The 26797-nt window shown below is 38.6% G+C and carries 25 protein-coding genes; 10 read left to right on the forward strand and 15 right to left on the reverse strand.

Annotated features, from left to right (window positions below):
• Positions 1-230: 230 nt before the first annotated feature.
• Positions 231-803, forward strand: coding sequence for a GNAT family N-acetyltransferase (locus ACEN4I_RS03575; protein ID WP_407102152.1), 573 nt, complete (start codon positions 231-233; stop codon positions 801-803).
• Positions 804-1144: 341 nt separating this feature from the next.
• On the opposite strand, the gene ACEN4I_RS03580 is transcribed toward ACEN4I_RS03575, so the two are convergent.
• Positions 1145-2308, reverse strand: a complete 1164-nt coding sequence (locus ACEN4I_RS03580) for an RNA-guided endonuclease TnpB family protein (RefSeq protein WP_407102153.1) — start codon at positions 2306-2308, stop codon at positions 1145-1147.
• Positions 2309-2409: 101 nt separating this feature from the next.
• On the opposite strand from ACEN4I_RS03580, the gene tnpA reads away from it, so the two are divergent.
• Together tnpA and ACEN4I_RS03590 are read left to right on the forward strand one after the other, a co-directional pair.
• On the forward strand, positions 2410-2847 hold the full coding sequence (gene tnpA, locus ACEN4I_RS03585; protein WP_407102154.1) for an IS200/IS605 family transposase: 438 nt from the start codon (positions 2410-2412) through the stop codon (positions 2845-2847).
• A gap of 255 nt (positions 2848-3102) precedes the next feature.
• Entirely contained in the window at positions 3103-3318 is a 216-nt protein-coding gene (locus ACEN4I_RS03590; protein ID WP_407125866.1) for a hypothetical protein, read from the forward strand.
• Between the two features lie 177 nt (positions 3319-3495).
• Here the strand turns inward: ACEN4I_RS03590 and ACEN4I_RS03595 are convergent, their stop codons facing one another.
• From ACEN4I_RS03595 to sufC, 14 genes are all read right to left on the reverse strand, one after another.
• Complete coding sequence (locus tag ACEN4I_RS03595) at positions 3496-3624, reverse strand: hypothetical protein (protein ID WP_407125865.1); 129 nt, start codon at positions 3622-3624, stop codon at positions 3496-3498.
• A gap of 92 nt (positions 3625-3716) precedes the next feature.
• A complete protein-coding gene (locus tag ACEN4I_RS03600; RefSeq protein WP_407102156.1) occupies positions 3717-5036 on the reverse strand; it encodes an amidohydrolase in 1320 nt (439 codons plus the stop codon).
• Positions 5033-6739: an adenine deaminase C-terminal domain-containing protein gene (locus ACEN4I_RS03605; protein ID WP_407102158.1), complete on the reverse strand. Its 1707-nt coding sequence runs from the start codon at positions 6737-6739 to the stop codon at positions 5033-5035. Before ACEN4I_RS03605 ends, ACEN4I_RS03600 begins: the two co-directional genes overlap by 4 nt.
• A gap of 84 nt (positions 6740-6823) precedes the next feature.
• Positions 6824-7870 carry an ABC transporter substrate-binding protein gene (locus tag ACEN4I_RS03610; RefSeq protein WP_407102160.1) on the reverse strand — a complete coding sequence of 349 codons (1047 nt, stop codon included), beginning with the start codon at positions 7868-7870 and terminating at the stop codon, positions 6824-6826.
• A 28-nt stretch (positions 7871-7898) separates the two neighbouring features.
• Positions 7899-8939: an ABC transporter ATP-binding protein gene (locus tag ACEN4I_RS03615; protein ID WP_407102161.1), complete on the reverse strand. Its 1041-nt coding sequence runs from the start codon at positions 8937-8939 to the stop codon at positions 7899-7901.
• Between the two features lie 78 nt (positions 8940-9017).
• Positions 9018-9797, reverse strand: coding sequence for an ABC transporter permease (locus tag ACEN4I_RS03620; protein WP_407102162.1), 780 nt, complete (start codon positions 9795-9797; stop codon positions 9018-9020).
• Positions 9790-10623, reverse strand: coding sequence for an ABC transporter permease (locus ACEN4I_RS03625; RefSeq protein ID WP_407102163.1), 834 nt, complete (start codon positions 10621-10623; stop codon positions 9790-9792). The genes ACEN4I_RS03620 and ACEN4I_RS03625 overlap by 8 nt, the downstream gene beginning before the upstream one ends.
• A 674-nt stretch (positions 10624-11297) precedes the next feature.
• Positions 11298-11693, reverse strand: coding sequence for a type II toxin-antitoxin system PemK/MazF family toxin (locus tag ACEN4I_RS03630; RefSeq protein WP_407096877.1), 396 nt, complete (start codon positions 11691-11693; stop codon positions 11298-11300).
• On the reverse strand, positions 11674-11898 hold the full coding sequence (gene mazE, locus ACEN4I_RS03635) for a type II toxin-antitoxin system PemI/MazE family antitoxin (RefSeq protein WP_407096878.1): 225 nt from the start codon (positions 11896-11898) through the stop codon (positions 11674-11676). Before mazE ends, ACEN4I_RS03630 begins: the two co-directional genes overlap by 20 nt.
• Before the next feature lie 316 nt (positions 11899-12214).
• The gene (sufB, locus tag ACEN4I_RS03640; protein ID WP_407096879.1) at positions 12215-13609 is read right to left on the reverse strand and encodes a Fe-S cluster assembly protein SufB; all 1395 of its coding nucleotides are present in this window, start codon (positions 13607-13609) and stop codon (positions 12215-12217) included.
• 15 nt (positions 13610-13624) lie between these two features.
• The gene (gene sufU, locus ACEN4I_RS03645; RefSeq protein WP_407102164.1) at positions 13625-14071 is read right to left on the reverse strand and encodes a Fe-S cluster assembly sulfur transfer protein SufU; all 447 of its coding nucleotides are present in this window, start codon (positions 14069-14071) and stop codon (positions 13625-13627) included.
• Complete coding sequence (locus tag ACEN4I_RS03650; RefSeq protein ID WP_407102165.1) at positions 14058-15296, reverse strand: cysteine desulfurase; 1239 nt, start codon at positions 15294-15296, stop codon at positions 14058-14060. The genes sufU and ACEN4I_RS03650 overlap by 14 nt, the downstream gene beginning before the upstream one ends.
• Complete coding sequence (gene sufD, locus ACEN4I_RS03655) at positions 15296-16573, reverse strand: Fe-S cluster assembly protein SufD (RefSeq protein ID WP_407102166.1); 1278 nt, start codon at positions 16571-16573, stop codon at positions 15296-15298. The genes ACEN4I_RS03650 and sufD overlap by 1 nt, the downstream gene beginning before the upstream one ends.
• Positions 16574-16584: 11 nt before the next feature.
• Positions 16585-17358, reverse strand: a complete 774-nt coding sequence (gene sufC, locus ACEN4I_RS03660; RefSeq protein WP_407096883.1) for a Fe-S cluster assembly ATPase SufC — start codon at positions 17356-17358, stop codon at positions 16585-16587.
• A gap of 285 nt (positions 17359-17643) precedes the next feature.
• On the opposite strand from sufC, the gene ACEN4I_RS03665 reads away from it, so the two are divergent.
• From ACEN4I_RS03665 to ACEN4I_RS03695, 7 genes are all read left to right on the forward strand, one after another.
• Complete coding sequence (locus ACEN4I_RS03665) at positions 17644-18387, forward strand: gamma-glutamyl-gamma-aminobutyrate hydrolase family protein (RefSeq protein WP_407096884.1); 744 nt, start codon at positions 17644-17646, stop codon at positions 18385-18387.
• A gap of 211 nt (positions 18388-18598) precedes the next feature.
• The gene (gene nrdH / locus ACEN4I_RS03670) at positions 18599-18832 is read left to right on the forward strand and encodes a glutaredoxin-like protein NrdH (RefSeq protein ID WP_407096885.1); all 234 of its coding nucleotides are present in this window, start codon (positions 18599-18601) and stop codon (positions 18830-18832) included.
• Entirely contained in the window at positions 18829-19200 is a 372-nt protein-coding gene (locus ACEN4I_RS03675) for a ribonucleotide reductase stimulatory protein (RefSeq protein WP_407096886.1), read from the forward strand. The genes nrdH and ACEN4I_RS03675 overlap by 4 nt, the downstream gene beginning before the upstream one ends.
• Entirely contained in the window at positions 19187-21364 is a 2178-nt protein-coding gene (nrdE, locus tag ACEN4I_RS03680; RefSeq protein WP_407102167.1) for a class 1b ribonucleoside-diphosphate reductase subunit alpha, read from the forward strand. The genes ACEN4I_RS03675 and nrdE overlap by 14 nt, the downstream gene beginning before the upstream one ends.
• A 626-nt stretch (positions 21365-21990) precedes the next feature.
• On the forward strand, positions 21991-22953 hold the full coding sequence (nrdF, locus tag ACEN4I_RS03685) for a class 1b ribonucleoside-diphosphate reductase subunit beta (RefSeq protein WP_407102168.1): 963 nt from the start codon (positions 21991-21993) through the stop codon (positions 22951-22953).
• A 218-nt stretch (positions 22954-23171) separates the two neighbouring features.
• Positions 23172-24902 (forward strand): ABC transporter ATP-binding protein, encoded by a 1731-nt coding sequence (locus ACEN4I_RS03690; protein WP_407102169.1) that lies wholly within the window; start codon positions 23172-23174, stop codon positions 24900-24902.
• On the forward strand, positions 24899-26677 hold the full coding sequence (locus tag ACEN4I_RS03695; RefSeq protein WP_407102171.1) for an ABC transporter ATP-binding protein: 1779 nt from the start codon (positions 24899-24901) through the stop codon (positions 26675-26677). The genes ACEN4I_RS03690 and ACEN4I_RS03695 overlap by 4 nt, the downstream gene beginning before the upstream one ends.
• Positions 26678-26797 lie beyond the last annotated feature (120 nt).

Genomic DNA, 26797 nt, shown 5'->3' on the forward strand with positions numbered 1-26797 from the left:
TACCATTAAAGAACAAAAGAATTTAAATAGCCTTATAAAATATTCTCTGTACAAATATATCTCAGCATAGATTTTAAATACAGTTACTTTTCGTACTTTTAGCCTTTAGTTTTTTTTTAAAAAAAGTGTCTCTCATTATTCAACTTAATTTATCTTATTTTTTGTATATACATTAAAAAAATATGCTATGATTTATAATAATCACTTAATTTATAGATAAGGAGCGCTTTATGACTGAAAAAAGCTATACGTTATTGTTAGCAGAAAATCATTTTTTAGAAACCGATCGCTTATTATTAAGACCTATTACCTTAGGAGATACAGAGGATATTTTTGACTATGTCAGCGATGAAGAAACGATGGCATTTATTTTCACGCCCCATACTTCACTTCTCCAGACAAAAGAATTTATCGCCAATTATTATTTAAAAAACCCTCTAGGTTTCTACGCCTTAGAACATAAGAAAGATAGAAAAATGATTGGTGTAATAGAGTTTAGAGTGGATGATAAAAAGCGTGCAGGTGAGATCGGGTATATGATGAACAGAGACTATTGGGGACAAGGACTAACAACAGAAGCCTGCTTACGAATCCTCTCTCTTAGTTTTGATACTCTCTCACTAGAACGTATTACTTCCGGACATGATACGGGAAATGAATCTTCCGCCAGAGTATTGAACAAAATAGGTATGTCACTTGAATATATTGATAAAGACGCGTACGAGTTAAACGGTAACCTTGTAGATACTTTTCACTACCAAATGACTAGAGAATCCTATTTCACGAAAAAAAAAGTTAACTAAATAGAACAATAGGTTACTAATGCAAAGAGGCCTTCGATAAAGTTGTCGTCGAGACAGAGAGCTACTGATACCAAGAGGCTGGGACAAAAAGTCTCTAAAAAAATACACTCCCAAAACTACTTGAACAAATAGTTCATTAGTTTTGGGAGTGTATTTTTCTATTTGTTTATTAAAATTACCGAAAGTGTGTCTAACTTTTCCAAAAAGATACTTTCGTCCTAGCATCTTCAAAATGAATTAAGTTTATTCTAAGCCATAACTTTTAAGGAATTATTTGTGAACTACATCGGCACTGAAGTACCGAGCTTCTGGGAATACCCATAACTTGTCTGATAAGCATTTCAGCTTACAGACAGCGGTTTAGGCTGTTTAACCAAGGCTTGTCCCAAGCCAATAGAAAGAATATTTTTTGCAGCGTTTACGTCGCGGTCGTGATGGGCATGACAGTTCGGACAGTCCCACTCGCGGATATCCAAGGCGTGTTTGCCATCATCAAAACCACAAGCCGAACAGATTTGTGATGTCTTGTACGGATTAACAATAACCAATTCTTTGTCGTATCGTGCACATTTGTACTCCAACATCCGGCGGATTTCACGCCACGATTGTGCCGCAATGTTCCGAGCTAAAGAATGGTTTTTTATTAAATTGGACGTCTGTAAATCCTCCAACACAATCACATCAAATCGTTGAACCAACTCAGTCGTCAGCTTATGTAGACGGTCTTGACGTTGGTTCTTTTCTTTTCGGTAAATACGCGCTCGTTGTTGTTTGGCTCGTTGATAGTTTTTGGCTTCCGACAAAGCGATCCCTTTTTGTTTGGCTTTAAGCGCACGACGTGCCACCCGTCTTTCCCAGTACAAGCGTTTTGTGGTTAGCTGTTGGTGGAAGCGAATGGTTTTGATTTTTTCGCCGGTAGATAAGACCATTAGATCTGATACCCCCATATCAATCCCCACCATCTGGTGCGTTTTAGTCGTAGCGACTTGGCTTTCGTCGTCTACAAGTAAACTACATTCATAGGTGCCAGCTGAGGTAAAGGTAACGGTTGCTCGTTTGATTTTTCCGGTAAACGGTTGTCCCGAACGGAACTGTACCCAACCCAATTTAGGCAATCGTAAGTAGTTGCCTTCTAAACGGATACTGTTGTTGATGTTTTTGGAAGTATACGATTGACGGGCATGTTGCTTGCTTTTAAATTTGGGGTGTTTGAAGTGGCTCCGGTTCTGGAAAAAATCCTTAAAGCTTTGTGTTAATTCTTTAGAGACTTGTTGCAGACTGGTCGAGTCGGATTCCTTTAAGAATGGATATTCCCGCTTCAACGTAGGCAGTAAATTGCTTAAATCATACTCTGTTAGGGGAGGAAGCGATGCGTTATTTTGATACCGTTCATTCCACATTGCCAAAAACTGATTCCATACAAACCGTGTATTGCCCACGCTTTGTGCAACGAGTTGTTTTTGTTGGGATTTGAGCGTTAATTGTCCTTTTATTCCATACAACATGTTGATTTCACCTCCTTTTATGTGTACACTGATTTTAACACGTATGATATTTAAAAAGCAACGCTACTATATGGTTACATTGATTAAAAAGGGGGATACATATGTACACAAAAACGAGAACGAATGTCTACCGAGCAACCTATCATTTGGTGTGGGTAACGAAGTATCGAAAAAACTTATTTCCCACACCTGAAAGACGCCAAAAAATGAAAGACATCTTACAGATGATTGCCGAACGCAATGAAATCACTATTATTGAAGGCGAAGTGGTCGATGACCACATTCACTTAGTGGTATCGTTTCCGCCGCATCATTCGATTAGTTCCATAATGAAGGCTTTAAAAGGCGCATCTGCTCGCGAGTGGTTTAAGCAATTTCCGGAAACCAAACAAGAACTCTGGAAAGGCTCTTTGTGGTCTGGAAGCTATTTTGCCAGCACGGTAGGGGACGTATCGAAAGAAGTGGTCTTGCAATATGTCCAAAATCAATTAAAGGAATACAACAACGGGCGTCCGAGACGTGATTCATCCCCCGGTTGAAACCGGAGGTTTTCTCACTGAGGCCCCTTATAAATTGGTTTATCTGAGAACACTAATTTTTCTGAAAATTTGCCTTCTGTTCCAAATACAACACTTTAATTATAAAAGCGCATTTGATTTTTCATGCCTTCAAAAATTTATTCTTCACATTTTTGCAATTATTTATAGTTCCAATTCATAAACTCTTACTTCATGTAGCCGATAGCAAATCTTGGATAATTCTTCTTTTCGTTCAATCGGTGCTTCAAAATTAACATGATGATTGATGCCAATAAAGTCTATCTGCACAGCAAACTGCTTTCAGAACCCAAAATTGTTGATTTGCTTTCTGAATTGCTCGATTATGACCCTAAGTTATTAACCTTACCACGACATCCGCAAATTATTGTCGAACCCTATTCTCAATATACCGGTGCTGTTGCAGGAGCTGCGCTGTGTGTTTATCAAGATTTGTTGGGGAAAGAATTGTGATACCTAGGTAAGCATTATCTATTAATGCACCATGGAGAATGATATGCATTTTAAAAATGAACGCCAAAAGCAGTAAAAAACTTTGAAATGAAATAAATTAAAAACAGCACCGACTCAACTTAGTCTGGTGCTGTTTTTAATTTATTTTGGATATAGACTTTAATTGAATATACCACTTTAAATTTTTTCTCTTCCCATTAGATGATTATCTCTTTCAACTTCATTCTCACACCACAATTTTCCATTTCTTAATGCATTTTCAACTATATTTCCTACTTTAGGCATAAATGTGATACTTCTCCTCATTCCCTATCAACACCTTTCTGCTCTTTTACTTATATATTTCCAAAAGCAAAAGAACCGATGATGTAGAGAGCAAACTCTACTACCATGATTTTTTAAGCTAACTCTTTCGCTTTTTTTGAAAAGTACACCATTTCAGAGGCTAGATTTGAACGCAAAACCGTTAATTCATGATAAACAAGCTGCTTATTTCGAACCAATGCTGTCCCATTGATAAAGACATCTTGTACATTTGATGCATTCGCAGAATAAACCAAATCTGCATAAGGGTCAAAGATAGGAAACATGTTTACTGAAGTTGTTTCAACTAAGACTACATCAGCCCTTTTCCCCACCTCCAAAGAGCCGATCTCATTGGACATATTCAATACTTTTGCTCCTTCAATAGTAGCCATCGCCACAATATCTTTAGCTGGAAAAGCTGTTCTATCCTGTAAGGTTGTCTTATGAAAATTAGCCACTAATTTCATTTGCGTAAACAAATCTAGTGTGTTGCCGCTGCTTGGCCCGTCTGTGCCTAGTCCTACAGGAATTCCCAATTCCAACATGTCTTTTACTCGAGCCACCCCTTTAGCAGACTTGGTGTTGGCTCCAATGCAATGTGCCACACTCACACCTTCTTGCTTCAATATCTGCAAATCTTGGTCAGACAAATGAATGCAATGAGCCGCGATAAAACGAGGACTGAGAACACCAAGAGATTGTAAGAACTCTACTGGTGTAGCATTATACTTTTCTCTAAAATGGTCCATTTCATAATTCATTTCTGCTACGTGCATGGTCATGGGTACTCCATACTCCTCTGCTAGTTCAGCAGCTGCTTTTAAAGCTTTTGGGTCATTAGTGTTTGGCGCATGCGGTGCAATCGCTGGGGTAATCAATTCATGGTCGAGCCATTTTGGAATAAACTTTTTGGCGTACTCAATCCCGCCATGAGCTGTTGGTGCATCACAAGTTGGAAAGTCCACAACCGTTTCTCCTAAAATGGCTCGGGATTTCATTTCATCCGTAGCTTGTGCTAGAGTATCTTCAAAATAATACATATCTGTAAAAGTAGTAATACCAGCCATCTGCATTTCAGCAATAGCATATTTCCCACTGTGATATGCCAACTGTTCGGTCATACAAGCAATTTCTAATGGAAATAAAAAACGACGCAATCGATCAGGATAATCATCTCCTAATGAGCGAAAAGGAATCATCCCGATATGAGTATGCGTATTTACCATTCCAGGAATCATGATTGCTTGACGAGCGTCAATCACTTCATCAAAGTTACTTTCTGATTGTAAAAACTGATTATACGGACCAATTTCTATAATTTTAGTATCTTTTATAATTAAGTAACCATCAGAATATTCAGTGAATTTTGCATCCATCGTTAAGATATGACTATTTTTAATCAACGTCTTCATCTAATTACCTCCATTAATGGAATTGGGCGTTGAGTTCGCACATCAAACATCCCTTTATCCGTAATTTTTATGGCTGGAGAAACAGGTAAAGATAACGTCGAAAAAGACATAATCTCATTAGAGTTTCGGTAACCTAAATCAATCATTCCTTGTCTGACCTCTCCTAACTGCTGACCAATAACTTGGATTGGTGCATCGCTGATAATGCCACCAATCAACAGAGGACAACAACTGGCTACTTGTTTGTTTCGAACGGTCAAATAGCCCCCTTGAATCTCAATCAATTTATTTTGTGCCACTACTAAATCTTCAATCGATGTTCCCATCACCATTAAGTTGTGGTGATCGTGTGACCAAGTTGTTCCCACTGCTCCTTTTTTGGTCAGTGCATTTTCGACTAATCCATACGCTTTGTTTCCAGTCTTTCCATAACGCTCCATCACTACAATTAATGCTAAACCACTTGATTCCCAATCTAGGTAACCGTCTTTTATCGGTATTTCTCTTTGGACACATTCAGTAAAGGTACCGACTTCAGCAATGCGAATCACATTACAAAGAGCAGATTTTCCTTCAGCACCAATCTGAAAGTCGCTTCTCTCAGCTTTTTTACAATGAACAGAAGAATAAAAGGCACTAGGGAAAACCGTCTTAGTTTCGGGGTAGCCTATCTCATCCCCATTTGTATGCACTAATTCCCCTGCATTATACACTGATGAAATTTCTATTCCAGCTAGATCTTCCAGCAAAATAAAATCGGCTTTAAAACCGGAAACGATCGCCCCTCGATCTTGAAATCCCATCCTTCTCGCTGGTGTATAGGTACTCATGTAAATAGCTTGTTCAACGGGAATACCTGCATCAATCGCCAAGCGAACATTTTCATTTAAATGCCCCTTCAGCAAATCATCTGCCATAATATCGTCTGTCACAATGGCACAATATTCATAAAATTGATTTTTTACTATGGCCTGCATATTTTCTTTGGTTAGCGACTTTTTCTGCAACTCAATGAACATCCCACTGCTGACTTTCTCGTAAATAGATTCTGGCGTTTGCTGTGTGTGATCCGCTGTTATCCCTTGGTACATAAACTTAGCCAAATCTAGTCCAGAGACTAGCGGCACATGCCCTTCAATAGGCATAAACGGTTTCTTTTCTTGTACGGTATGCAAAATTTGACGGATCAAAGAATCTGGATCATTCACAATGCCATCAAAATTCATCGCTTCTCCAAGAGCAATCACTTTAGGATGGTTTAATAACCGCTGAACCTCTTCTACTCCTATGAAACCACCTGTTGTTTCTATTTCCGGAATCGTTGACGGAACAGAAGAAGGAATCGCATAAAAAATATCCATTTCTGTTTCTTCATTCATAAAGGCATCCATTCCTTCTACACCAAATACATTTACGATTTCATGAGCATCAGCCACGACTGTGGTTACTCCATGAGACAGACCCGCTTTTGAAAAAATAGAAGGAGGAATCATGGAACTTTCAATATGCATGTGGATATCGATCAACCCTGGAATCATGTATCTCCCCTTCGCATCAATCGTAGCTTCAGGCTGCAGCTCCATCGATTTATTTATTCCAATTGAAAAGAATTTACCGTTAAGAATCGCAACATCTTTCCACTCAAATATTTTTAAAAAACTATTGAATACTTGTACATTTGTTATAAGTGTATCTATTTTCATGCCACTCACCTCTCTGCTGGTTCTTACATAAAAAATAACCTCTAACTGAAAAGAGGTTATTTTTTAAATTTTCTAAGCTTTAATTTATTGGTTTAGTGTTCTATTCCATGTGCTGATCCAATCATCCATTTGTGGATTCACAAATTCGAAATCTACTGGTTTAGTTAACTCTGCAATCTCTCCATAGGTTTTGTTTTCAGCTACTTCTCCGCTTAGTTCAACTTGTTTATTTGTTGGAGCTTCGTTTAATGACGCTGCTGTGATGGTTTGCAATTCTTCGCTTAGTCTCCAATTCACAAAATGATAAGCCATTTCTTTGTTTTCTGAATTTGCATTGATGTTTACGGTATTAAAATTAGCATACGTTCCAGAAGCCGGAACAATATATTGCACCACTGGATGAGCTTCTGAAATCATTGGAATCGCAAAATCTCCCACAACTGCCGCAACGATTTCACCTGATTGGAACATATTCGCCAGATCTGAAGACTTAGTGTATGTTTTGACGATATTAGGAGAAAGTTCTTCCAACGCTGCAAAAGCTGCTTCTCCGTTATCCGTTGTAATGTCTACTCCTTTATAATCACTAGCTACATACATCATCGAAGGTCCAAAAGTCGTAGCAATATCTGGAATAGAGATTTTCCCTTGAAGTGATGGATCCCATAAATCAGAGAATTCATCAATTTTCATACCAGCAGCTTCTTCATCATAAATGATACCAATACTGTTCACGGTATACGCTGCTCCAGACCCATTTTCACTCAATTCTTTTGCACTATCGATCAATTCAGCTAAATTCGGGATTTTTTCTGTATCGATTTCTTCAAATAATCCTGCTGTCGCTCCTTGAGAGGAATTTGATTGCGGCAAGTCAATAATATCCACCGTTGAGTTAGGGTTATTTTCAAATTTAGTGTACCGTTCAGAGCTCGTGCCTGTCTCTACTACAATATCCACACCGTGTTCTTCTTCAAATGGTGCAAAAATATCTTCTTGCATAATATCTTCACTTAAGCCAAATGTGGATATAACTAGTTCTTTATTCTCTCCACTTGCTTCTTGTCCACATGCCGCTAATACCAACCCACTCATCACCGTTAAACTTGCTAAAACAACTTTCTTTTTCATGACTCAAAAATCCCCCTTTTATAATTGGCTAAACTAAAATCAATTTTTCTTTTGGAATAACCACAAAAACGTTCTCTCCGACTTGGTAGCCAGGTACCTGTACATCATTGACTAACAATTTCCCAATAGCAGTTTCTATTTCGTATTGATAACTTTTCCCTAAAAACGTACGGACTCTGATTGTACCGGCTAAACCATTCGACGGCAGCTCCTGATCCTGTGCAGCAAGTAAAATATCATCTGGGCGAATCGTTCCGGTGGCTTGTTGTCTATCTGCTGTGTGCTCTGTTTCAATTAGTGTTCCATCTGAAGTCACATAGGAATGTGTGCCTTGTTTGGTCAACTGAAAGAAATTTTCAAATCCAATAAAACGAGCCACGAACTCTGTTTTAGGTTTCTTATAAATTTCTTCCGGAGAATCGTATTGTTCAATGACTCCATTATTCATAACCGCTACTTTGTCTGAAATCGAAAAACATTCTTCTTGATCATGCGTCACAAAGACTGTCGTTATCCCTAAACTACGTTGGATCCGTTTGATCTCAATCCGCATGCTGATGCGTAACTTAGCATCCAAATTGCTTAAAGGTTCATCCAACAATAATAATTGTGGTTCAATCACTAAAGCCCGAGCAAGAGCCACACGCTGACGTTGCCCTCCAGACAGTTGTTTAGGATAACGCTCAGCATAATCAGATAAATCAGTAGCTTCCAAAATTGCTTGCACTTTTCTCTCGATGACTTCTTTTTTTTCTTTTCTCAGTTTCAATCCAAAACCCATATTTTCTTTCACAGTTAAATGCGGAAACAATGCATAGCTTTGGAAAACCATCCCAAAGTTACGTTTGTGGACAGGAACTTTTGTCAAATCAGTCTCCCCTACAGTAAAGGTGCCATCATTCGGCTCAATCAGACCTGCAATAACCCGTAAAGTGGTTGTTTTGCCACAACCCGATGGTCCTAATAATGAGATCAGTTCCCCTTTTTCCATAGATAGATTCAGTTCTTTCAAGATATTATTTTTCCCGTCATAACTCACACGGATATTTTCTAAGTCAACAAATGACATAACAGCACATGTCCTCCTTAAGGATATTTAACCAATCGACTGATAAAGCGAGAAAATCTTTCTTCTTCGATTGACTGACTAGACTACTTTTGCTAGCCCAAGCGTTTTTTCAATTAAAAACATCAAAGTGATCGTTCCCAGCATTAAAAGCACAGACAATGCAGAAACTACTGGATCATAATTGTATTCAATGTAATTCATTAAAGTGGTCGGCAATGTTGAAATACCAGGACCAGATAAAAATTGCGACACAGGAATATTGTTAAACGAATTGATAAAGGCCAGCATAAAAGAAGCAAATATACTGGAAGAAATATTTGGCAATACAATACTGACAAACGCTTTGATCTTAGTACTTCCTAAAGTCCAAGCCACTTCTTCGATCGAAAAATCCAATTGTTCTAAACTCGAACCTACTACACGAATAATGTAAGGCAGACTGATTAAAAAATGCCCTAACAGTAAGCCCTGGAATAGAGGAATTTGCAAACGAATAACGATAAATTGAAACAGCGAATATCCTACTACGACACCTGGAATAATCGTTGGGGATAAGAAAAAACTTTTGATCCAGCTTTTCCCTTTCACACCATGCCTAGTTAAAGCATATGCAGCAGGAATACCAATAATCAACGCCAACAAAGTTGCCAGTAACGAAACCTCTAAACTCAATAAAAAGCTGTCCATAAAAGACTGATTTTCAAAAACAGCTGTAAACCATTGAAATGTAAATCCACTAATGGGAAATTGAATGGTCGCATTTTCTCCAAAAGCTGTTATCGTGATAATGATTAAAGGAATAAACAAGAAAGCAAATACAGCTCCGGCGAATATCGACAACCCTCTTTGTTTACGCATCCTGTTCACCTCGCTTGTCGATTCTATTAGCAATCAAGTTAAAACCTTTCATAACGACCAAAGTAGTCACAATCATGATCAATGCAATGACACTGGCATCTTCCCAATTCCCTAAAGTCATAGCATTTTGATACAGAAACGTTGACAGCATCATATTACGGTTGCCTCCAAGTAGCTGAGGAGTGGTATAAGCTGTCAATGTGCCAGTAAATACCAGAATACTTCCTACGATGATTCCTGGAATGCTTAACGGTAAAACAACTTTGAGGAACGCTTTTATGCGACTCGCTCCTAGAGTTTCTGCCGCTTCCATGATTTCTGGATTGATATTTTCCATCACACCTACTAATGTGATAATCAAAATAGGCAAAAATAAATAAATGGATCCAATAATAATGGAAAACTCTGTATACAATAAAGTCAAAGGCTCAGAAATGACACCTATAGTTGTGAGCAACTTATTGATTACCCCGTTTTGTCCTAGTAAATTGATCCATGCAAAACTTCGAATAACCGAATTGGTCAACATTGGAAATAAAGTAAGTGCCATTAACAATCCTCGCCATTTTGTAGAAGTTCCGGCTATAAAGTAAGCAGTAGGAACCCCAAGAATGATACAGAGGATCGTCACAACTACAGAAACCCGAATGGTACGAATGAAAATCCCTACATTATATGTATCTTTAAAAAAAGAAATGTATGAATCAAACGACAATGCTCCATTATAAAAAGTTGGCCAAATAATGGATACTAGTGGTATCAACAAAAAGAAAACCAACAAAATGAATCCCGGTGCTAATATCAGATACGGGATTTTTTTCGACATAAGATAAATCCTCCTCAAAAAATGAAAAGATACAAAATTTCAAAAAAACCTTGTATCCTTTTCGATAATGGTTAATGTTCGTATTTCTACACAAGTCAGTATAACCGTAAAAAAAGTAATGGACAACCGTTTTAGCAAATAAAGTTCAAAAAATAACGATTAATATTCGTGTTTCAATTAAATATTTTATTTTTAACGATTAAAAATCATGAAAAATCTGTTTTTACTGAATAAATAACATATGCTGAACAATAAAGGTAATTAGTTGATTAATACCCTATTTATTATTCAATTGATTAACTAGAATAAATGGGTGATTCAAAAATGCTCCCGTCAGCTAATGTTCCTTTTAATCAAACAGGATAATCCCTATTTGATTAAACTATTTACTCTTGCCTCCAGTTCTTCATAACTGATTAAATTTTACCTTTATTAGAACTAGCCTATTTCGTTGTTGACTCTTTGTAGATCAGAAATATTTAACTATTCATTAATAGCCTGTAGCTTAAACTCAACTCCGTATCTTGTCCTAGAAAAAAGACCCTCAAAAATTAGATTTACTCTAATCCTTGATGGTCTTTAGATTTTTTTATTTGTTTAGTCCAGCATCATACTGAGGTATTTGTCTGGTGGTGGTTCTTATAGAGGGTCTGTCGTCTCACTGTATTATTTTTTTATTCGCTCAGTAAACTATCGAAACTAAAGATATGTCCTACAATTTGAGCAACCATCCCTACTTCAGTTGCAGTTGCCTTCTCTACAAACCGTACTTCTCTTTCTTTGGCTAAGAAATCAAATCCTTTGATTTGCATAGCATTGACTTTCCCACGAATGGAATGTTCCTGAGTCAATGGAACAAAACCAGGTCTTTCTTTTTTTGAAGTACTAATTGGACAAACCAGTATAAATCCTGTACTACCATTGTAGGCATTCGAACTAATGACTAACGCCGGCCGTTTCTTTTGTATTTCTCTACCAGCACTTGGATTAAAATTTAACCAAATAATATCTCCTTGTTTTGGGGTATAACCTTCGATAGAATAGACCATCTTATATTTCTTCTCTTCCAATTAAATGTCTATCTTCCTCGAATGCATCCTCAAAACGCAAGTCAACACCTTTTTTTTGTGCATTTTCAAATATATTTTCTATTTTAGGGATATATGTGATACTTCCCAATTCTCCTTTTACAGCTACATATTCTTGATCAGGTTTAATATTAAATTTAGTCGGCACCGTTAAAACAATTGCATTACCTTGTTTTCTAGTCTTCATCCTCTGTCAGCACCTTTCTATTCCTTTGCTTATATAATACCAAATGCAAAAAGTAAATACAACGTGAATACTTATTAGTATTCTCTATAGCATTTGTACACTAATTATTTTCAGGTTTTTAAGTCTTACCCTCTATCTCTGATAAAATTAATCGCCATTCCCTGATTCTCCTACTAAAAAAATGAGTGTGAATTCCATCTTTCACCTATTAAAAATTTATCACCTTTTGATTTAGCAAGAGCAATTAGTCTGGCTCGCTTCAGTAAAAAATATTCAAAAAATTGATGTTGTACTATGTTAATGCTCTTAGAATTCGTTATCCCACTGACCCTTCCATCTCATAAGCAATTAGCCGGTTCAATTCCACCGCGTATTCCATCGGTAACTCCTTCGAAAATGGCTCTACAAATCCCATAATAATCATTTCAGTCGCTTGCTGCTCCGTCAATCCGCGACTCATCAAATAATACAGTTGTTCTTCAGAGATTTTGGATACTTTCGCTTCATGCTCCAACGAAACGTTCCCATTGTGAATTTCATTGAAAGGAATCGTATCAGATTTCGATAAATCATCCATGATAATCGTATCGCATTCGATATGTGAGATGGATCCACCAGAATTTTTTCCAAAGGTCACTTGTCCGCGATAATTGACTTCTCCGCCGTCTTTAGCAATAGACTTTGAAATTATAGAACTAGATGTATTGGGTGCGTTGTGAATCATTTTAGCTCCGGTATCTTGGTTCTGACCTTTTCCTGCCATCGCAATAGACAGCATCGTTCCCGTTGCCCCTCGACCATTCAACAAGATGCTCGGGTACTTCATAGTTGTACGCGCCCCAAGATTGCCATCGATCCATTCCATCGTGGCTCCTTCAGCAGCTGTCGCCCGTTTCGTCACCAAGTTATACACATTGTCCGACCAATTTTGGATCGTCGTATAGCGACAATAGGCGTCTTTCTTGACGATGATCTCTACAATTGCAGCGTGCAGACTGCTGGACGAAAAAGTTGGTGCTGTACAGCCTTCGACATAATGTACACTAGCTCCTTCATCCACCACGATCAATGTCCGTTCAAATTGACCCATGCCTTCATCATTGATCCGAAAATACATTTGCAAAGGAACATCAATGCGGACGCCTTTCGGGACATAAATGAAGGTTCCGCCAGACCAGACGGCTGAATTCAGTGCAGCCAGCTTGTTATCGGTTAGCGGTACGACAGTTCCAAAATGTTCTTTAAAAATTTCAGGGTATTCTTTCAAAGCTGTATCGGTGTCTAAAAAAACGATTCCTAGTTTTTCATATTCTTCTTTCATGTTGTGGTAAACCACTTCGGATTCATATTGTGCTCCCGCTCCAGCCAGATATTTACGTTCGGCTTCCGGAATACCGATTCTTTCAAAGGTTTCCTTGATTTTCTCCGGCACATCATCCCAACTGCGCTCGGGTTTATCACTGGGTTTGCGGTAATACGTGATTTCATCAAAATGAATCTCAGATAAATCTGCTCCCCATTCAGGCATGGGTCGACTCAAAAAGTGCTGGTAGGCTTTCAATCGATAATCCAACATCCAGTGCGGCTCTTGTTTGCGGGCAGAAATTTCCCTCACCACAGATTCTGAAACACCTTTTCCCGTAGAATAAACTGACTCCACATCATCATGGAAACCAAATTTGTAATCTTCAAATTGTAATTCAGATATCATTCATTTTTGCCTCCTTTAATTCTGGTCCTGTTCCGCAGCAGCCAGTGCTTTTTCCAGTGCTTTCCACGATAAGGTGGCACATTTGATCCGCGCAGGAAATTTCGCTACACCATTCAACAGCGCTGCATCGCCTAAAGCCTCTACTTTAGAAACTTCTTTGCCTTGGACCAATTCTGAAAACAGATGGGTCAGTTCAAAGGCTTCCTTTGCTGTTTTCCCTATCATCACATCCGTCATCATACTTGCACTGGCACGACTGATGGTACAACCGTGTCCAGAAAAACGAATGTCTTTAATCAGGTTATCTTCGATTCTCAAATGCAATTGAATCACATCTCCACAAGTTGGATTAGTCAGTTCAATTTGATGGGTCGATTCTGCCAATCCCCCCTCGTGATGCGGGTATTGAGAATGATCAAGGATCACTTGTCGATAAAGCTGGTCTAATTTAGATAATGCCATGTTGGAAAAACTCCTTTACTGCTTGAATAGCTTCCACAAATTTGTCCACATCTTCTGTGGTATTGTACACATAAAAACTCGCTCGAACAGTAGAATGCACGTTCAATTGACGCATCAACGGTTGAGCGCAATGAGTCCCAGCCCGAACCGCTATCCCTTCCATATCTAAAGCGGTAGCGACATCGTGCGGATGGATGCCCTCTAAATTGAAGGCCACCACTCCTGTGCGAACAGATGGATCTGTTGGGCCATACACGGTCACACCATCTATTTTCTCCAGTTGCGGCCATAAATAAGCAATCAGCCCTTGCTCCATAGCGTGTATATTTTCCATCCCAATTATGGATAAGTAATCGATAGCTGCTCCCAGTCCAATCACGCCTGCAACATTAGGGGTTCCCGCTTCAAACTTCCAAGGCAGTTCTTTCCAAGTACTGTCCTCCTCTTCCACCAGTTCGATCATTTCCCCGCCAAATTCAACAGGTTCCATTTGTTCTAATAAGTGTCTTTTTCCGTATAAGATGCCTATACCAGTCGGTCCCAACATCTTGTGTCCGCTAAATGCGTAAAAGTCGGCACCTAATGCTTGAACATCTACCGGCATGTGCGGCACGGCCTGAGCGCCATCCACTACTAAAACGGCACCAGTTTTGTGAATCAGTTCCGCCAATTCTGCTATAGGATTGATACTCCCCAGCACATTAGAACAATGGCTGATAGCAACAATTTTAGTTTGCTCTCCAATCAACTCTTCCGCTGCTGACATATCCACTTCTCCAGAATTCAATAGCGGAATGAATTTCAACACCGCTCCTGTTTTCTTGGCCAGTTGTTGCCATGGAATCAAGTTGGAATGATGTTCCATATAAGACAACACGATCTCGTCTCCTTTAGAAACATTGGCTTCTCCATAACTTCTGGCAACCCAGTTCAATGAGGTGGTCGTGCCGCGAGTAAAAATAATCTCCGCTGTTTCCTCAGCATGGATAAATTCACGCACTTTTTCTCTCACGGCTTCATATTGAGCAGTGGCTTGTTCCGCTAATGTATGAACACCGCGATGTACATTAGCATTGGAGGTTTCGTAATAAGTTTGCAAAGCATTCAATACAACAACAGGCTTTTGTGTAGTCGCTGCATTGTCTAGGTAAACTAACGGTTCATCATTGATTTGTTGTTTTAGTATCGGGAAATCTTTTTTTAACTGGTGACTGTTCAACTTCATTACAACAGCTTCCCTTCAATGGTACTGACCAAATCCTCACGAATGCTCTTCAATGGAATGGCTGCAATCACCGAACCTAAGAAACCACGGATCACCAATCGTTCTGCTTCAGCTTTTGGAATCCCGCGACTCATCAAATAGTACATTTCTTCTGGATCTACCCTACCAACACTGGCCGCATGACCTGCCGTTACATCATTTTCATCAATCAATAAAATGGGATTAGCATCGCCACGGGCTTTATCCGACAGCATCAACACTCGACTTTCTTGTTGAGCATCAGCCCCTTTTGCGCCTTTAATGATGTGTCCGATTCCGTTAAAAGTCAGCGTAGCGCGGTCTTTGATAACGCCATGTTGTAAAATATGCCCTACACTATGACGACCAAAATTGGTGACTCGAGTGTCGATCGCTTGAACCTGCTGATGCATGCTGATGGCTACCACTTTGATCTCACTGTGGGAACCTTCTCCCATCAGATCAGTATCAAAATCTGCGATCACATTTCCGCCGTTCATCACCCCTATCGCCCACTCCAATCTTGAGTCTTGCAATAAATGCCCTCTGCGGTTAAAGTACGAGACCGTGTTTTCTCCAAGCTGATCCACTGCTGAATACTTCGCTTTGGCCCCTGATTTGGTGATTACTTCCGCAATAATCGAAGCAGCAGCCTTTTCCTCACCAATCGTTTCGAAACGCTCTACATACGTGAATTCACTGTTCTCGTCTGCATAAATCAAGATGTGTTTGGCAAATAATTCTTGCAGTTGGCTGTTTTGAACAAAGACAGCCTCAAATGGTTCTTCCACAATGACGTTTTTAGGAACATATAGAAAAAGTCCACTGTTCATAAACGCTGTGTGGAAAGCTGTCAATTTGTCTTCATTGAACTTGACGGCTAACTGCATATAGACTTCTTTGACTAAATCCCCATGTTCTTTAACAGCTGTGAACAAATCCGTGAAGATTACGCCTTGATCGATCAATTTTTGCGGCAAAGTTTCTTCTACTGTATTCTTCCCGAATTGCACCACACGTTGCGCGCTGTCTTCAGATAAAACAATACCTGAAAAAGATTCGTCGTCTTCAAATGTACTTGCCGGTACTTCCATTAGCGGCCAACGTTCATAATGAGCCCTCTCAATAACCGGAAGCTCCAGTTGGTCAATCTGATCATAAGCTTCTAATCTTAATTCCAACATCCACTCTGGTTCTTGGTGTTTTTGAGAAAATTGTTTTACAGCTTCAAAGTGGTTCAAAGAACTCGTAACTTTCATCTCATTTCCTCCTAACCTTCAGTGGTTTCTACTTCTAATCCTAAATCTTCGCTGATCCCTTTGTACCCTTCACTTTCTAAACGTCTGGCCAATTCGGCTCCACCAGTCAAGACCACTTTACCGTTCATCATGATGTGCACTACATCTGGCACGATATAATTCAATAAACGTTGGTAATGCGTAATAATCAATGAACCAAAGTTCTCTCCACGCATCGCGTTGACCCCTTTAGACACCACTTGCAGGGCATCGATATCTAATCCTGAATCGATTTCATCTAAAATAGCAAAAGTAGGCTCAATCATCATCAATTGCAAAATCTCATTTCGCTTCTTCTCCCCGCCGGAAAATCCTTCGTTCAGATAACGTTCAGCCATTTCTTCCGGCATATCTAATACTGCCATTTTTTCATCCAATTTTTTAATAAATGACATGACGCCGATTTTGTCGTCTTCTGCTCTTCTGGCATTGATAGCTGCTCGCATGAACTCAGCGTTCGTGACCCCAGCAATCTCACTTGGGTATTGGACTGCTAAAAATAATCCCGCTCGAGCGCGTTCATCCACTTCCATTTCCAGCACATTTTCTCCATCTAATAAAATCTTGCCTTTTGTGACAGTATAGCTTGGATGTCCCATGATAGCTGCTGATAAGGTGGATTTCCCTGTCCCATTTGGTCCCATAATGGCATGGATCTCACCTGTTTTAATGACCAAATTGACCCCTTTTAAAATTTCCTTTTCTTCTATAAAAACATGCAAATCTTTGATTTCTAAAACTGACATGAAGAATCCCTCTTTTCTCTGCTTCCTTTAATAGGCTAATAATAACAGAATAATCGTATATTTTCACTACTTTATACAAAAACGAACAATATTTACACATTGTTAAAACAACATTAAAGACATAAAAAAACTTTCAAACGCACAAGCATGTTAAATTAAGCACAATGTAATTTAAACAAGTTTTCCTCATCCACATTATAGTCGCACTACCTTTTTCATCCTAATTCATGTAAAATAAGGGCTAACCATAATGGATTGGTTTGCTTTTGGAAAGGAAGTGTATTGATGAAACCGATTATTGGAATTCCGGGAAATATTTTAACCCCACAATCGCCTAATTTTGATGGATTGCCGATTACGTATACTCCTCAAGGTTTTGTAGAGGGAATAACGACCGCTTACGGTCTGCCTTCTGTCCTCCCGCTTGGAAACCCAGAAGATGCGAAAGAATACATTTCGCGAATCGATGGATTATTATTAGCTGGTGGTCAAGATGTTTCCCCTCTATTGTATGGTGAAGAACCGATTCCTGCTTTAGGAACAACTAGTCCTATTCGAGATACTTTTGAAATAGCTTTGATCAATGAAGCCATTCAGCAAAAGAAACCAATCTTAGCAGTATGCCGTGGGATGCAGATCTTAAATGTGGCTTTCGGAGGTTCTTTGTATCAAGATCTGGCTAGCTCTTACTCAGATTTGACCGTGCAACATATTCAACAAACGATGTATGACAATGGAGCTCATACGGTGACTATTGATCCCGACAGTCGTTTAGCTAGAATTTACGGAACGACTTATGTTGTCAATTCTTATCATCATCAAGCCATCAAAGAATTAGCAGATCCATTTGAAGCAGTTGCTTGGAGCAAGGACCGATTGATTGAAGCTTTTGAAGCTAAAGATCCTGAAACTAGTATCGTAGCCGTTCAGTGGCATCCAGAGTTGATGATTAAAACCGATAAAAAAATGCAACAACTCTTTACTGAGTTTGTAAGTCGAGTAAAAAAAAATAATGCGCCTGCTTTATAAAAAAAAAATCAAAGACTTCCGTAAAAATGCGTTATGGAAGTCTTTTTTTGCTGTTTCGGACAAAAATAAAAAAGCTTGCAAAACACTACATATTGTGTTTAGAAGCTTGTGAATAGGATAATTTATCAAAATATAGTATTTCGATTGCAACTCTCTTTGAAGGAGTGTAGAATAAAAACTACTAAGAGAAAAGTTCAAAGGAGAATGAAAAATGGCTGATAAAACTATCGTAATTTACTCAAAACCAAATTGCATGCAATGTAATTTTACCAAAAAATACTTAGATGATAAAGGTGTTCTTTACGAAATAAAAGATATATTTGAGTCTGAAGAAGCATTAGCAGAAGTCAAAGAATTAGGTTTCAGCTCTGTACCTGTCATCTTAGCTGATGGACAAGATGCATTTAATGGATTCCGCCCAGATTTATTGGACCAATTAGCATGAAAATAGTTTTTATTTCTTTAACCGGCCAAACGAGAAAATTTGTTCAAAAATTAGATATGGATTTGTTGGAATTGACTCCGACAAATCCATTTATCAGTATTAACGAACCTTTTGTGATCGTTACGCCGACCTATGAAAAAGAAGCTACCGAAATTCTGAATGATTTTCTTGAAACTGCTGATAACAAACAGTACTTTAAGGGCATCGCGGGCGGCGGGAACTTGAATTTTGCTCAATTGTTTGTCTTTACAGCAAAAGATTTGGCAGCTGAATATGATGTACCATTATTACATACCTTTGAATTTCAAGGGAATGACGAAGATGTAAAAAAATTAAAGAAAGCGGTGAACGACCTTGGAAAAGCCTAAATTAGCTACAAAACCCAATGAGGTCACTTATTTTAAACTGAACAATGAATTGAATCGACCAGTCAATGGATCTATCCCATTGCACAAAGATCGTGAAGCCGTGCGTGCTTACTTCTTGGAATATGTGAATCCCAACACGGTTTTCTTCTATACTTTAGATGAAAAATTAAACTACTTGATTACTAACGATTATATCGAAGAAGAATTTTTGAACCAATACGACAGACAATTCGTTAAAGACTTGTTTAATGAAATGTACAACCGTAAATTCCGCTTCCGTTCGTTTATGTCGGCTTACAAATTCTACACACAATATGCTTTAAAAACGAATGATGGCAAACGTTTCTTAGAACGTTATGAAGACCGTATTGTGTTTAACGCTTTGTATTTAGCAGAGGGCGACACAGAATTGGCTTGGACGATTGCGGATGAAATCATCAATCAACGTTATCAACCGGCTACTCCTACCTTCTTAAACGCTGGACGTAAACGTCGTGGTGAATTAGTGTCTTGTTTCTTGATCCAAGCAACAGATGACATGAACAGCATCGGCCGTACCGTCAACAGTGCATTGCAATTGTCGCGTATCGGTGGCGGAGTTGGAGTGAACTTGTCCAACTTGCGTGCTGCAGGAGATCCAATCAAGAAAATTGAAAATGCCTCTAGCGGTGTTGTCCCAGTTATGAAATTATTGGAAGACAGCTTCAGCTATTCAAATCAGTTAGGACAACGCAATGGTGCTGGAGCAGTATATTTGAACGTCTTCCATCCGGACATTGTTTCTTTCTTATCGACTAAGAAAGAAAATGCCGATGAAAAGGTCCGTGTTAAAACACTCTCTCTTGGTTTGACTGTACCGGATAAATTCTACGAATTGTGTGCCCATGATGAGCAGATGTACTTGTTCAGCCCGTATGATGTGGAACGCATTTATGGCAGACCTTTTGCCTATGTAGACATTACTGCTGAGTACGATAATTTGGTAAATAATGAAGAAGTACGGAAATCAAAAATCCGTGCACGTGACTTGGAAAATGAAATCTCTAAATTGCAACAAGAGTCTGGTTATCCTTATATCATCAACATTGATACAGCAAACCGTGAAAATCCGGTTTATGGAACGATCACGATGAGTAACTTATGTAGTGAAATCTTGCAAATACAAGAACCTTCACTGATCAATAATGATCAATCCTATGAAACTTTAGGAACTGACATTAGTTGTAACCTAGGTTCGACCAATATCGTAAACTTGATGAAATCTCCAGATTTTGGCAAATCAGTGAATGCAATGGTGCGTGCGTTGACAACTGTTACGGATCAATCCAGCATTTCAGCTGTTCCTTCGATCAAAAATGGAAATGACCGCTACCATACAATCGGTTTAGGTGCGATGGGCCTACACACTTATTTAGCATTGAACCAAATCACTTACGGTTCATCGGAATCGGTTGAATTTACAGATGCTTACTTCATGTTGTTGAACTATTATACATTGAAAGCCAGCAATCAAATCGCTATGGAACGTAAGGAAACTTTCCACAACTTCGAGAAGTCTAAATACGCTAGTGGAGAATATTTCGACAAATACACTGCAGCAGATTTCAACTTCGAAAGCGAAAAAGTACAACACTTATTTGACGATTTGCAAGTACCAACAGCCGCAGATTGGGAAGTTTTAAAAGATTCTATTATGACTGGCGGATTGTACCACCAAAACCGTTTAGCTGTAGCGCCGACTGGTTCGATCAGTTATGTAAACGAAACGTCTTCCAGCCTGCACCCAATCACTCGTTTGATTGAAGAACGTCAAGAGAAGAAAACAGGTAAAACTTATTACCCTGCTCCTTATCTATCAAATGAAACGTTGTCTTACTACACTTCTGCTTACGATATTGATATGCGTAAAGTCATTGATGTCTATGCAGCAGCTCAAAAACACATTGACCAAGGAATGAGTTTAACACTCTTTATGCGATCTGAAATTCCTGCTGGATTATACGAATGGAAAATGGGACGTACTAACAAGCAAACCACGCGTGACTTAAACATTTTAAGACACTATGCATGGAAAAAAGGCATCAAATCCATTTACTATGTCAGAACCTTCACAGAAAACTCAGAAGAAATAGGCTCCAACCAATGCGAAAGCTGTACTATTTAAACAGGATGCGGAGAGGCCTTGGGAGCAATGACGCAAAAATAGAAAATTATGATTGGGGCGTTTCTCAGTCCCAAACATAATTTATCTTTTTTGCAAAATTGCTAGGCCTCGCAGCTCTACTATACGATGCGGAGGTCGCTTGGGAGACACGACAAGAAAATAGGAAATTCAACTGAGGATGCCTTTTATCCTCAATTGAATTTATCTTTTTCTCGAGTGTCTAGCGACCGCAGCTCTACTAGAACAGGATGCGGAAATCGCTGGTCTGACTCGAATGGAAAATCTATTCTCTTTTTAGAGGACGCTTTTTGTCCTCAAAAAAGAGAATGATTTTACCGAGAGTCAAGCGATTGCAGCTCTACTAAAGGATGCGGAGGTCGCTTGGTAGACACGACAAGAAAATAGGAAAGTTTGAATGGGGTTCTTTTCACCTCAAAAATCTGTGGATAACGTGGGAGTAGATTAAAATGGACAAATCAGCAGGGAGTTCCTTGCGATTTGTCCACTTTATTAGTGAAACAGGATAAATCAAACCTTTTAAATTCTTTACTTATTTCTCCTCCACACCTACAGCAAAGCACTTTTAACACTACGAATAAACTCGAAAGTAAGGAGAAGTTGATGCAATGACTGAACAATATCATGCTATAAACTGGAACAAAATTGAGGATATGATTGATAAATTAACTTGGGAAAAGTTGGTTGAACAGTTTTGGACCGATACACGTATCCCAGTGTCAAACGATTTGAACGACTGGTACAATCTTCCAAAAGATGAACAAGATATGATGGGAAAGGTGTTTGGCGGTCTTACTTTACTGGACACTCTTCAATCTCAAGATGGAGTAGCTTCTCTAAAGGACTCGATTCGTACGCAGCACGAAGAAGCTGTATACAACAATATTCAATTCATGGAATCTATGCACGCGAAAAGTTACAGTGCTATCTTCAGTACGCTGAATACTAAATCAGAAATTGATGAAATTTTCCAATGGACCAACACAAATGAAATGCTTCAAAAGAAAGCTGAAATTATCAACCACGTTTATCAAAACGGAACGGATTTAGAACGTAAAGTAGCTAGTGTATTGCTGGAATCTTTCTTATTTTATTCAGGTTTCTTTGCTCCGCTTCATTATTTAGGCAATAACAAATTGCCAAACGTAGCTGAAATCATCAAATTGATTTTACGTGACGAATCGGTCCACGGAACTTATATTGGATACAAATTCCAAATTGCGTACAATCAGCTTCCTGAAAACGAACAAGAACAAATCAAGAATTGGACGTATGAATTGTTGTTTACTCTTTACCAGAATGAAGTAAATTATACTCAATACTTGTATGACGAGATGGGTTGGACTGAGCGCGTCAAAGTTTTCTTGCGGTACAATGCCAATAAAGCATTGCAAAATTTAGGTTTTGATCCTTTATTCCCAGATACCGCGGACGATGTAGATCCGGTTATTATGAATGGGATCTCAACTGGAACTTCAAATCATGACTTCTTCTCTCAAGTTGGAAATGGGTATTTGGTTGGAATGGTAGAATCAATGGCTGACGAAGATTATGAGAAGTGGAGTGTTTAAAAACACCTTATTATCCCCCACTTTACACACCAGTTCACTAACGTTTTAGTCTCTTCAGATAAAAAAAATTCACTTTTAGCAAGAAAGCAATTGCTTTTAGTAGGATAAAAACATAAAATAAACTCATTGAGCCTAGTGCACCTGCATTAGGCCGTTTCTTTTGTTTAGTTACGTTAAGGTTGTTATTAAAAATTTTAAGATAAGGAGCGTTTATATATATGAAATTTATTTGGCAGTATCTTCGGAAATACCCTAAATTACTCGTTATCAATATTATTGGAGCCTTAGGATTTATTTTAATCAATTTAGGCCTTCCTACTTTGTTGGCACAAATGATTGATAATGCAATCATTCCAGGCGATCGCTCTTTAATTTGGCGATATGCTATTTTTATGTTATTGCTGACTATCTTCGGTTTTATCGGAAGAATCGTCAATTCTTATGCATCGAGTAAAATTGTTAATACCATGACTATGGACATGCGAAATGATGCCTATACCAGTATGATGAAATATTCTCACGCTGAATACAATGAAATCGGGGTTTCTTCTCTTGGGACTCGTATTACAACCGATGCCTTTGTATTGCTGCAATTTACTGAAATGATCTTACGTCTTGGTGTAGTTACCCCTTTGATGATCATCGTGAGCGGTATGATGATTGTACAGACCAGCCCAGATTTAGCTATTGCGGTACTTCCAGCAATGCCGATTATTATTTTATTGATTCTATTCATTGCGCGTGCTACACAACCGTTGTCTAAAAAACAACAGTCACTCTTAGATAATATCAACCGTATACTGAGAGAAAACTTAACCGGTTTACGAGTCATACGGGCCTTCAACCGCGAAGAGTTTCAAGAAAAACGATTCAATGATACCAACAATGATTACCGTAAAGTCTCTTCTCGACTGTTTAAGATAGTGGCTATTACTCAACCTGGATTTTCTCTCATTATCAATATCGTAATTATTGCGATTGTCTGGTTAGGTGCCAGTCAAATCGCTGCGGGAAATATTCAAGTTGGGGTTTTAGTCGCTTTTATCGAATATGCTTTCCATGCATTATTTTCATTATTAATGTTCGCAAATATTTTCATTATGTACCCAAGAGCTTCTGTCAGCGCAAATCGTTTACGAGAAGTCCTGGAAAAACAAAGCTCTATCGATCCAAACGAAAACGGTATTCAAGTAACGGAAACAGAAGGTTACATTACATTTGATAATGTAGGTTTTGCTTATCCTGATGCAGATAAACCCGTATTAAAAAATATTAGTTTTGAATCTAAACCTGGAGAAACGGTTGCTTTTATCGGGTCAACAGGAAGTGGGAAATCTTCTATTGTTCAGTTGATTCCTCGTTTTTACGATGTGACTGAAGGACGTATTTTAGTCGATGGCATTGATATTCGTGAGTACAATCTGAAAGCTTTGCGACGCAAAATTGGTTTCACACCGCAAAAGGCTTTACTCTTTACAGGAAGCATCACTGAGAACTTGAAATATGGTAACTGGGATGCTACTCACAATGAAATTGAAGAAGCTTCAGATGTCTCTCAATCCAAAGAGTTCATCGAGCGCTTAAAAAATCATTACGAAACAGTTTTAGCTGAAGGTGGAAGCAACTTATCTGGCGGCCAAAAACAACGTCTGTCTATTGCACGGGCAATTATTCGTAAACCGAGTATATATGTATTTGATGATAGTTTCTCAGCACTAGATTTTAAAACGGATGCTGTTTTAAGAAATCGTTTAAGCCAAGTTACGCAAAACGCTACTACCATTATTGTTGGTCAACGAGTAAGTTCCATTATGAATGCTGACCAAATCATCTTACTCGATGAAGGAGAAATCGCTGCAAAAGGAACGCATAAAGAGCTGCTTCAAAACAGCCCGCTTTATCGTGAAATTGCATCATCTCAATTAAGTGAGGAGGAATTAAACCAATGAAAGGACTAAAACAAATTACTCGGTTATGGGTTTATCTTAGAAATTACCGTGGTCAGTTCTTTATTTCTATCTTTGGAACTGTCTTACTATCGATTTCAAGCGCCCTTGAACCTTTCATTATCGGTTTAGCCATTACAGAAATTACGGCTAACCTTGCTGATATTGTTCGTGGTGTCGAAGGTGCAGGGATGAATTACCCTTACTTAACAAAAGTTTTGATTGCCTATTTTATCCGTGGTATGTTCTATCACGGTTCACAATACATTTCGCAATATACCTTAACAAATGTAGTTCAAAAAGGGATGCGTGATTTACGGAACGATATTTCTTCTAAGATAAATCGTATGCCGGTTTCTTATTTTGACAAACATCAAATTGGAGATATTTTAAGTCGTGTTACCAGTGATATAGATGCTATCACCAATGCATTGCAGCAATCATTGATACAAGTATTGAACGGTGTGTTGGGAATTGCTTTTGCCATTGTAATGATGTTGACTCTTAATTTCTCTCTAGCATTGATTGTCATTATGACCATTCCTATCGCTATTTTAGTCGCTCGTGTGGTAATTGCTAAATCACAAAGTTCATTCCGTGGTCAAGCAGACGCTCTGGGAGATCTATTTGGTTTTACGCAAGAAAACTTAAATGGTTTTACAGAAATCAAATTATACGGAAAAGAAGAAGATTCTATCAAAGAGTTCAAGAGACGCAACTTAAACTTGCGTGAGCATGGTTTCAAAGCCAGTTTTATTTCTTCTCTAATGGCTCCAATAGTAGGACTGGTTTCTAATCTGGCTTATATATTAGTGGCTATGATCGGTAGTTTCTTTGCTTTTAACGGTACTTTGACTATCGGGAACTTACAAGCTTTCGTTCAATATGTATGGCAAGTTAATCAGCCGATTACGACAATCTCGCAATTGTCAGGTATCATGCAAAGTGCTGGAGCAGCAGCTGGCCGTATTTTTGAACTCTTAGATGAACCGGAAGAAGTTCAAGGTATGGTGATGACTACTTTACCAGAAAAAGTACAAGGTACCGTTGAGTTTGATCATATTTCATTCAGCTACAATGAAAAAAATCCTTTGATGACAGACATCAGTGTTCATGTCAATCCTGGTGAAATGGTCGCTATCGTTGGTCCAACAGGCGCTGGTAAGACTACTTTAGTCAACTTGTTGATGCGCTTCTATGACGTTGACGGCGGTAGTATCAAAGTTGATGGCGTGGATATCAAGAAATTGACTCGTTCCGACCTGCGAAAACATTTCGGTATGGTACTCCAAGACGCTTGGTTATACCAAGATACTGTCATGGAGAATCTTCGTTTTGGAAAATTGGAAGCAACCGATGATGAAGTGATTCATGCAGCTGACATCGCAAACGTCAATCACTTCATCCAAACTTTGCCAAATGGTTACGGTATGGAAATCAATCAAGAAGCCAGCAATATTTCATTGGGCCAAAAACAATTGATGACGATTGCTCGTACAGTTTTAGCTGATCCCGATATTTTGATTTTAGATGAAGCGACCAGTTCTGTAGATACTCGTTTAGAGAAACTGATCCAAGAAGCCATGGATAAAGTTATGGAAGGACGCACGAGCTTTGTTATCGCTCACCGCTTGTCTACTATTCGTAATGCTGATTTGATTCTAGTCATGGACCAAGGTTCGATTATTGAACAAGGTACACATGATTCATTATTAGAACAAGGCGGCTTTTACGCAAACTTGTACAACAGCCAATTTTCTGCAACAATTTCTGAATAAGATAGTTTTAACTATTAAACACCCCCAAACTGTTTGTCAGTTTTGGGGGTGTTTTCTGACGTTATGAGATAGTGGGATTCTATCTCACATTTCACTGAGTAATTTGCTTTGCTTTATCCG

This window comes from Desemzia sp. FAM 23990 (assembly GCF_045528485.1).
Classification (GTDB): domain Bacteria; phylum Bacillota; class Bacilli; order Lactobacillales; family Carnobacteriaceae; genus Desemzia.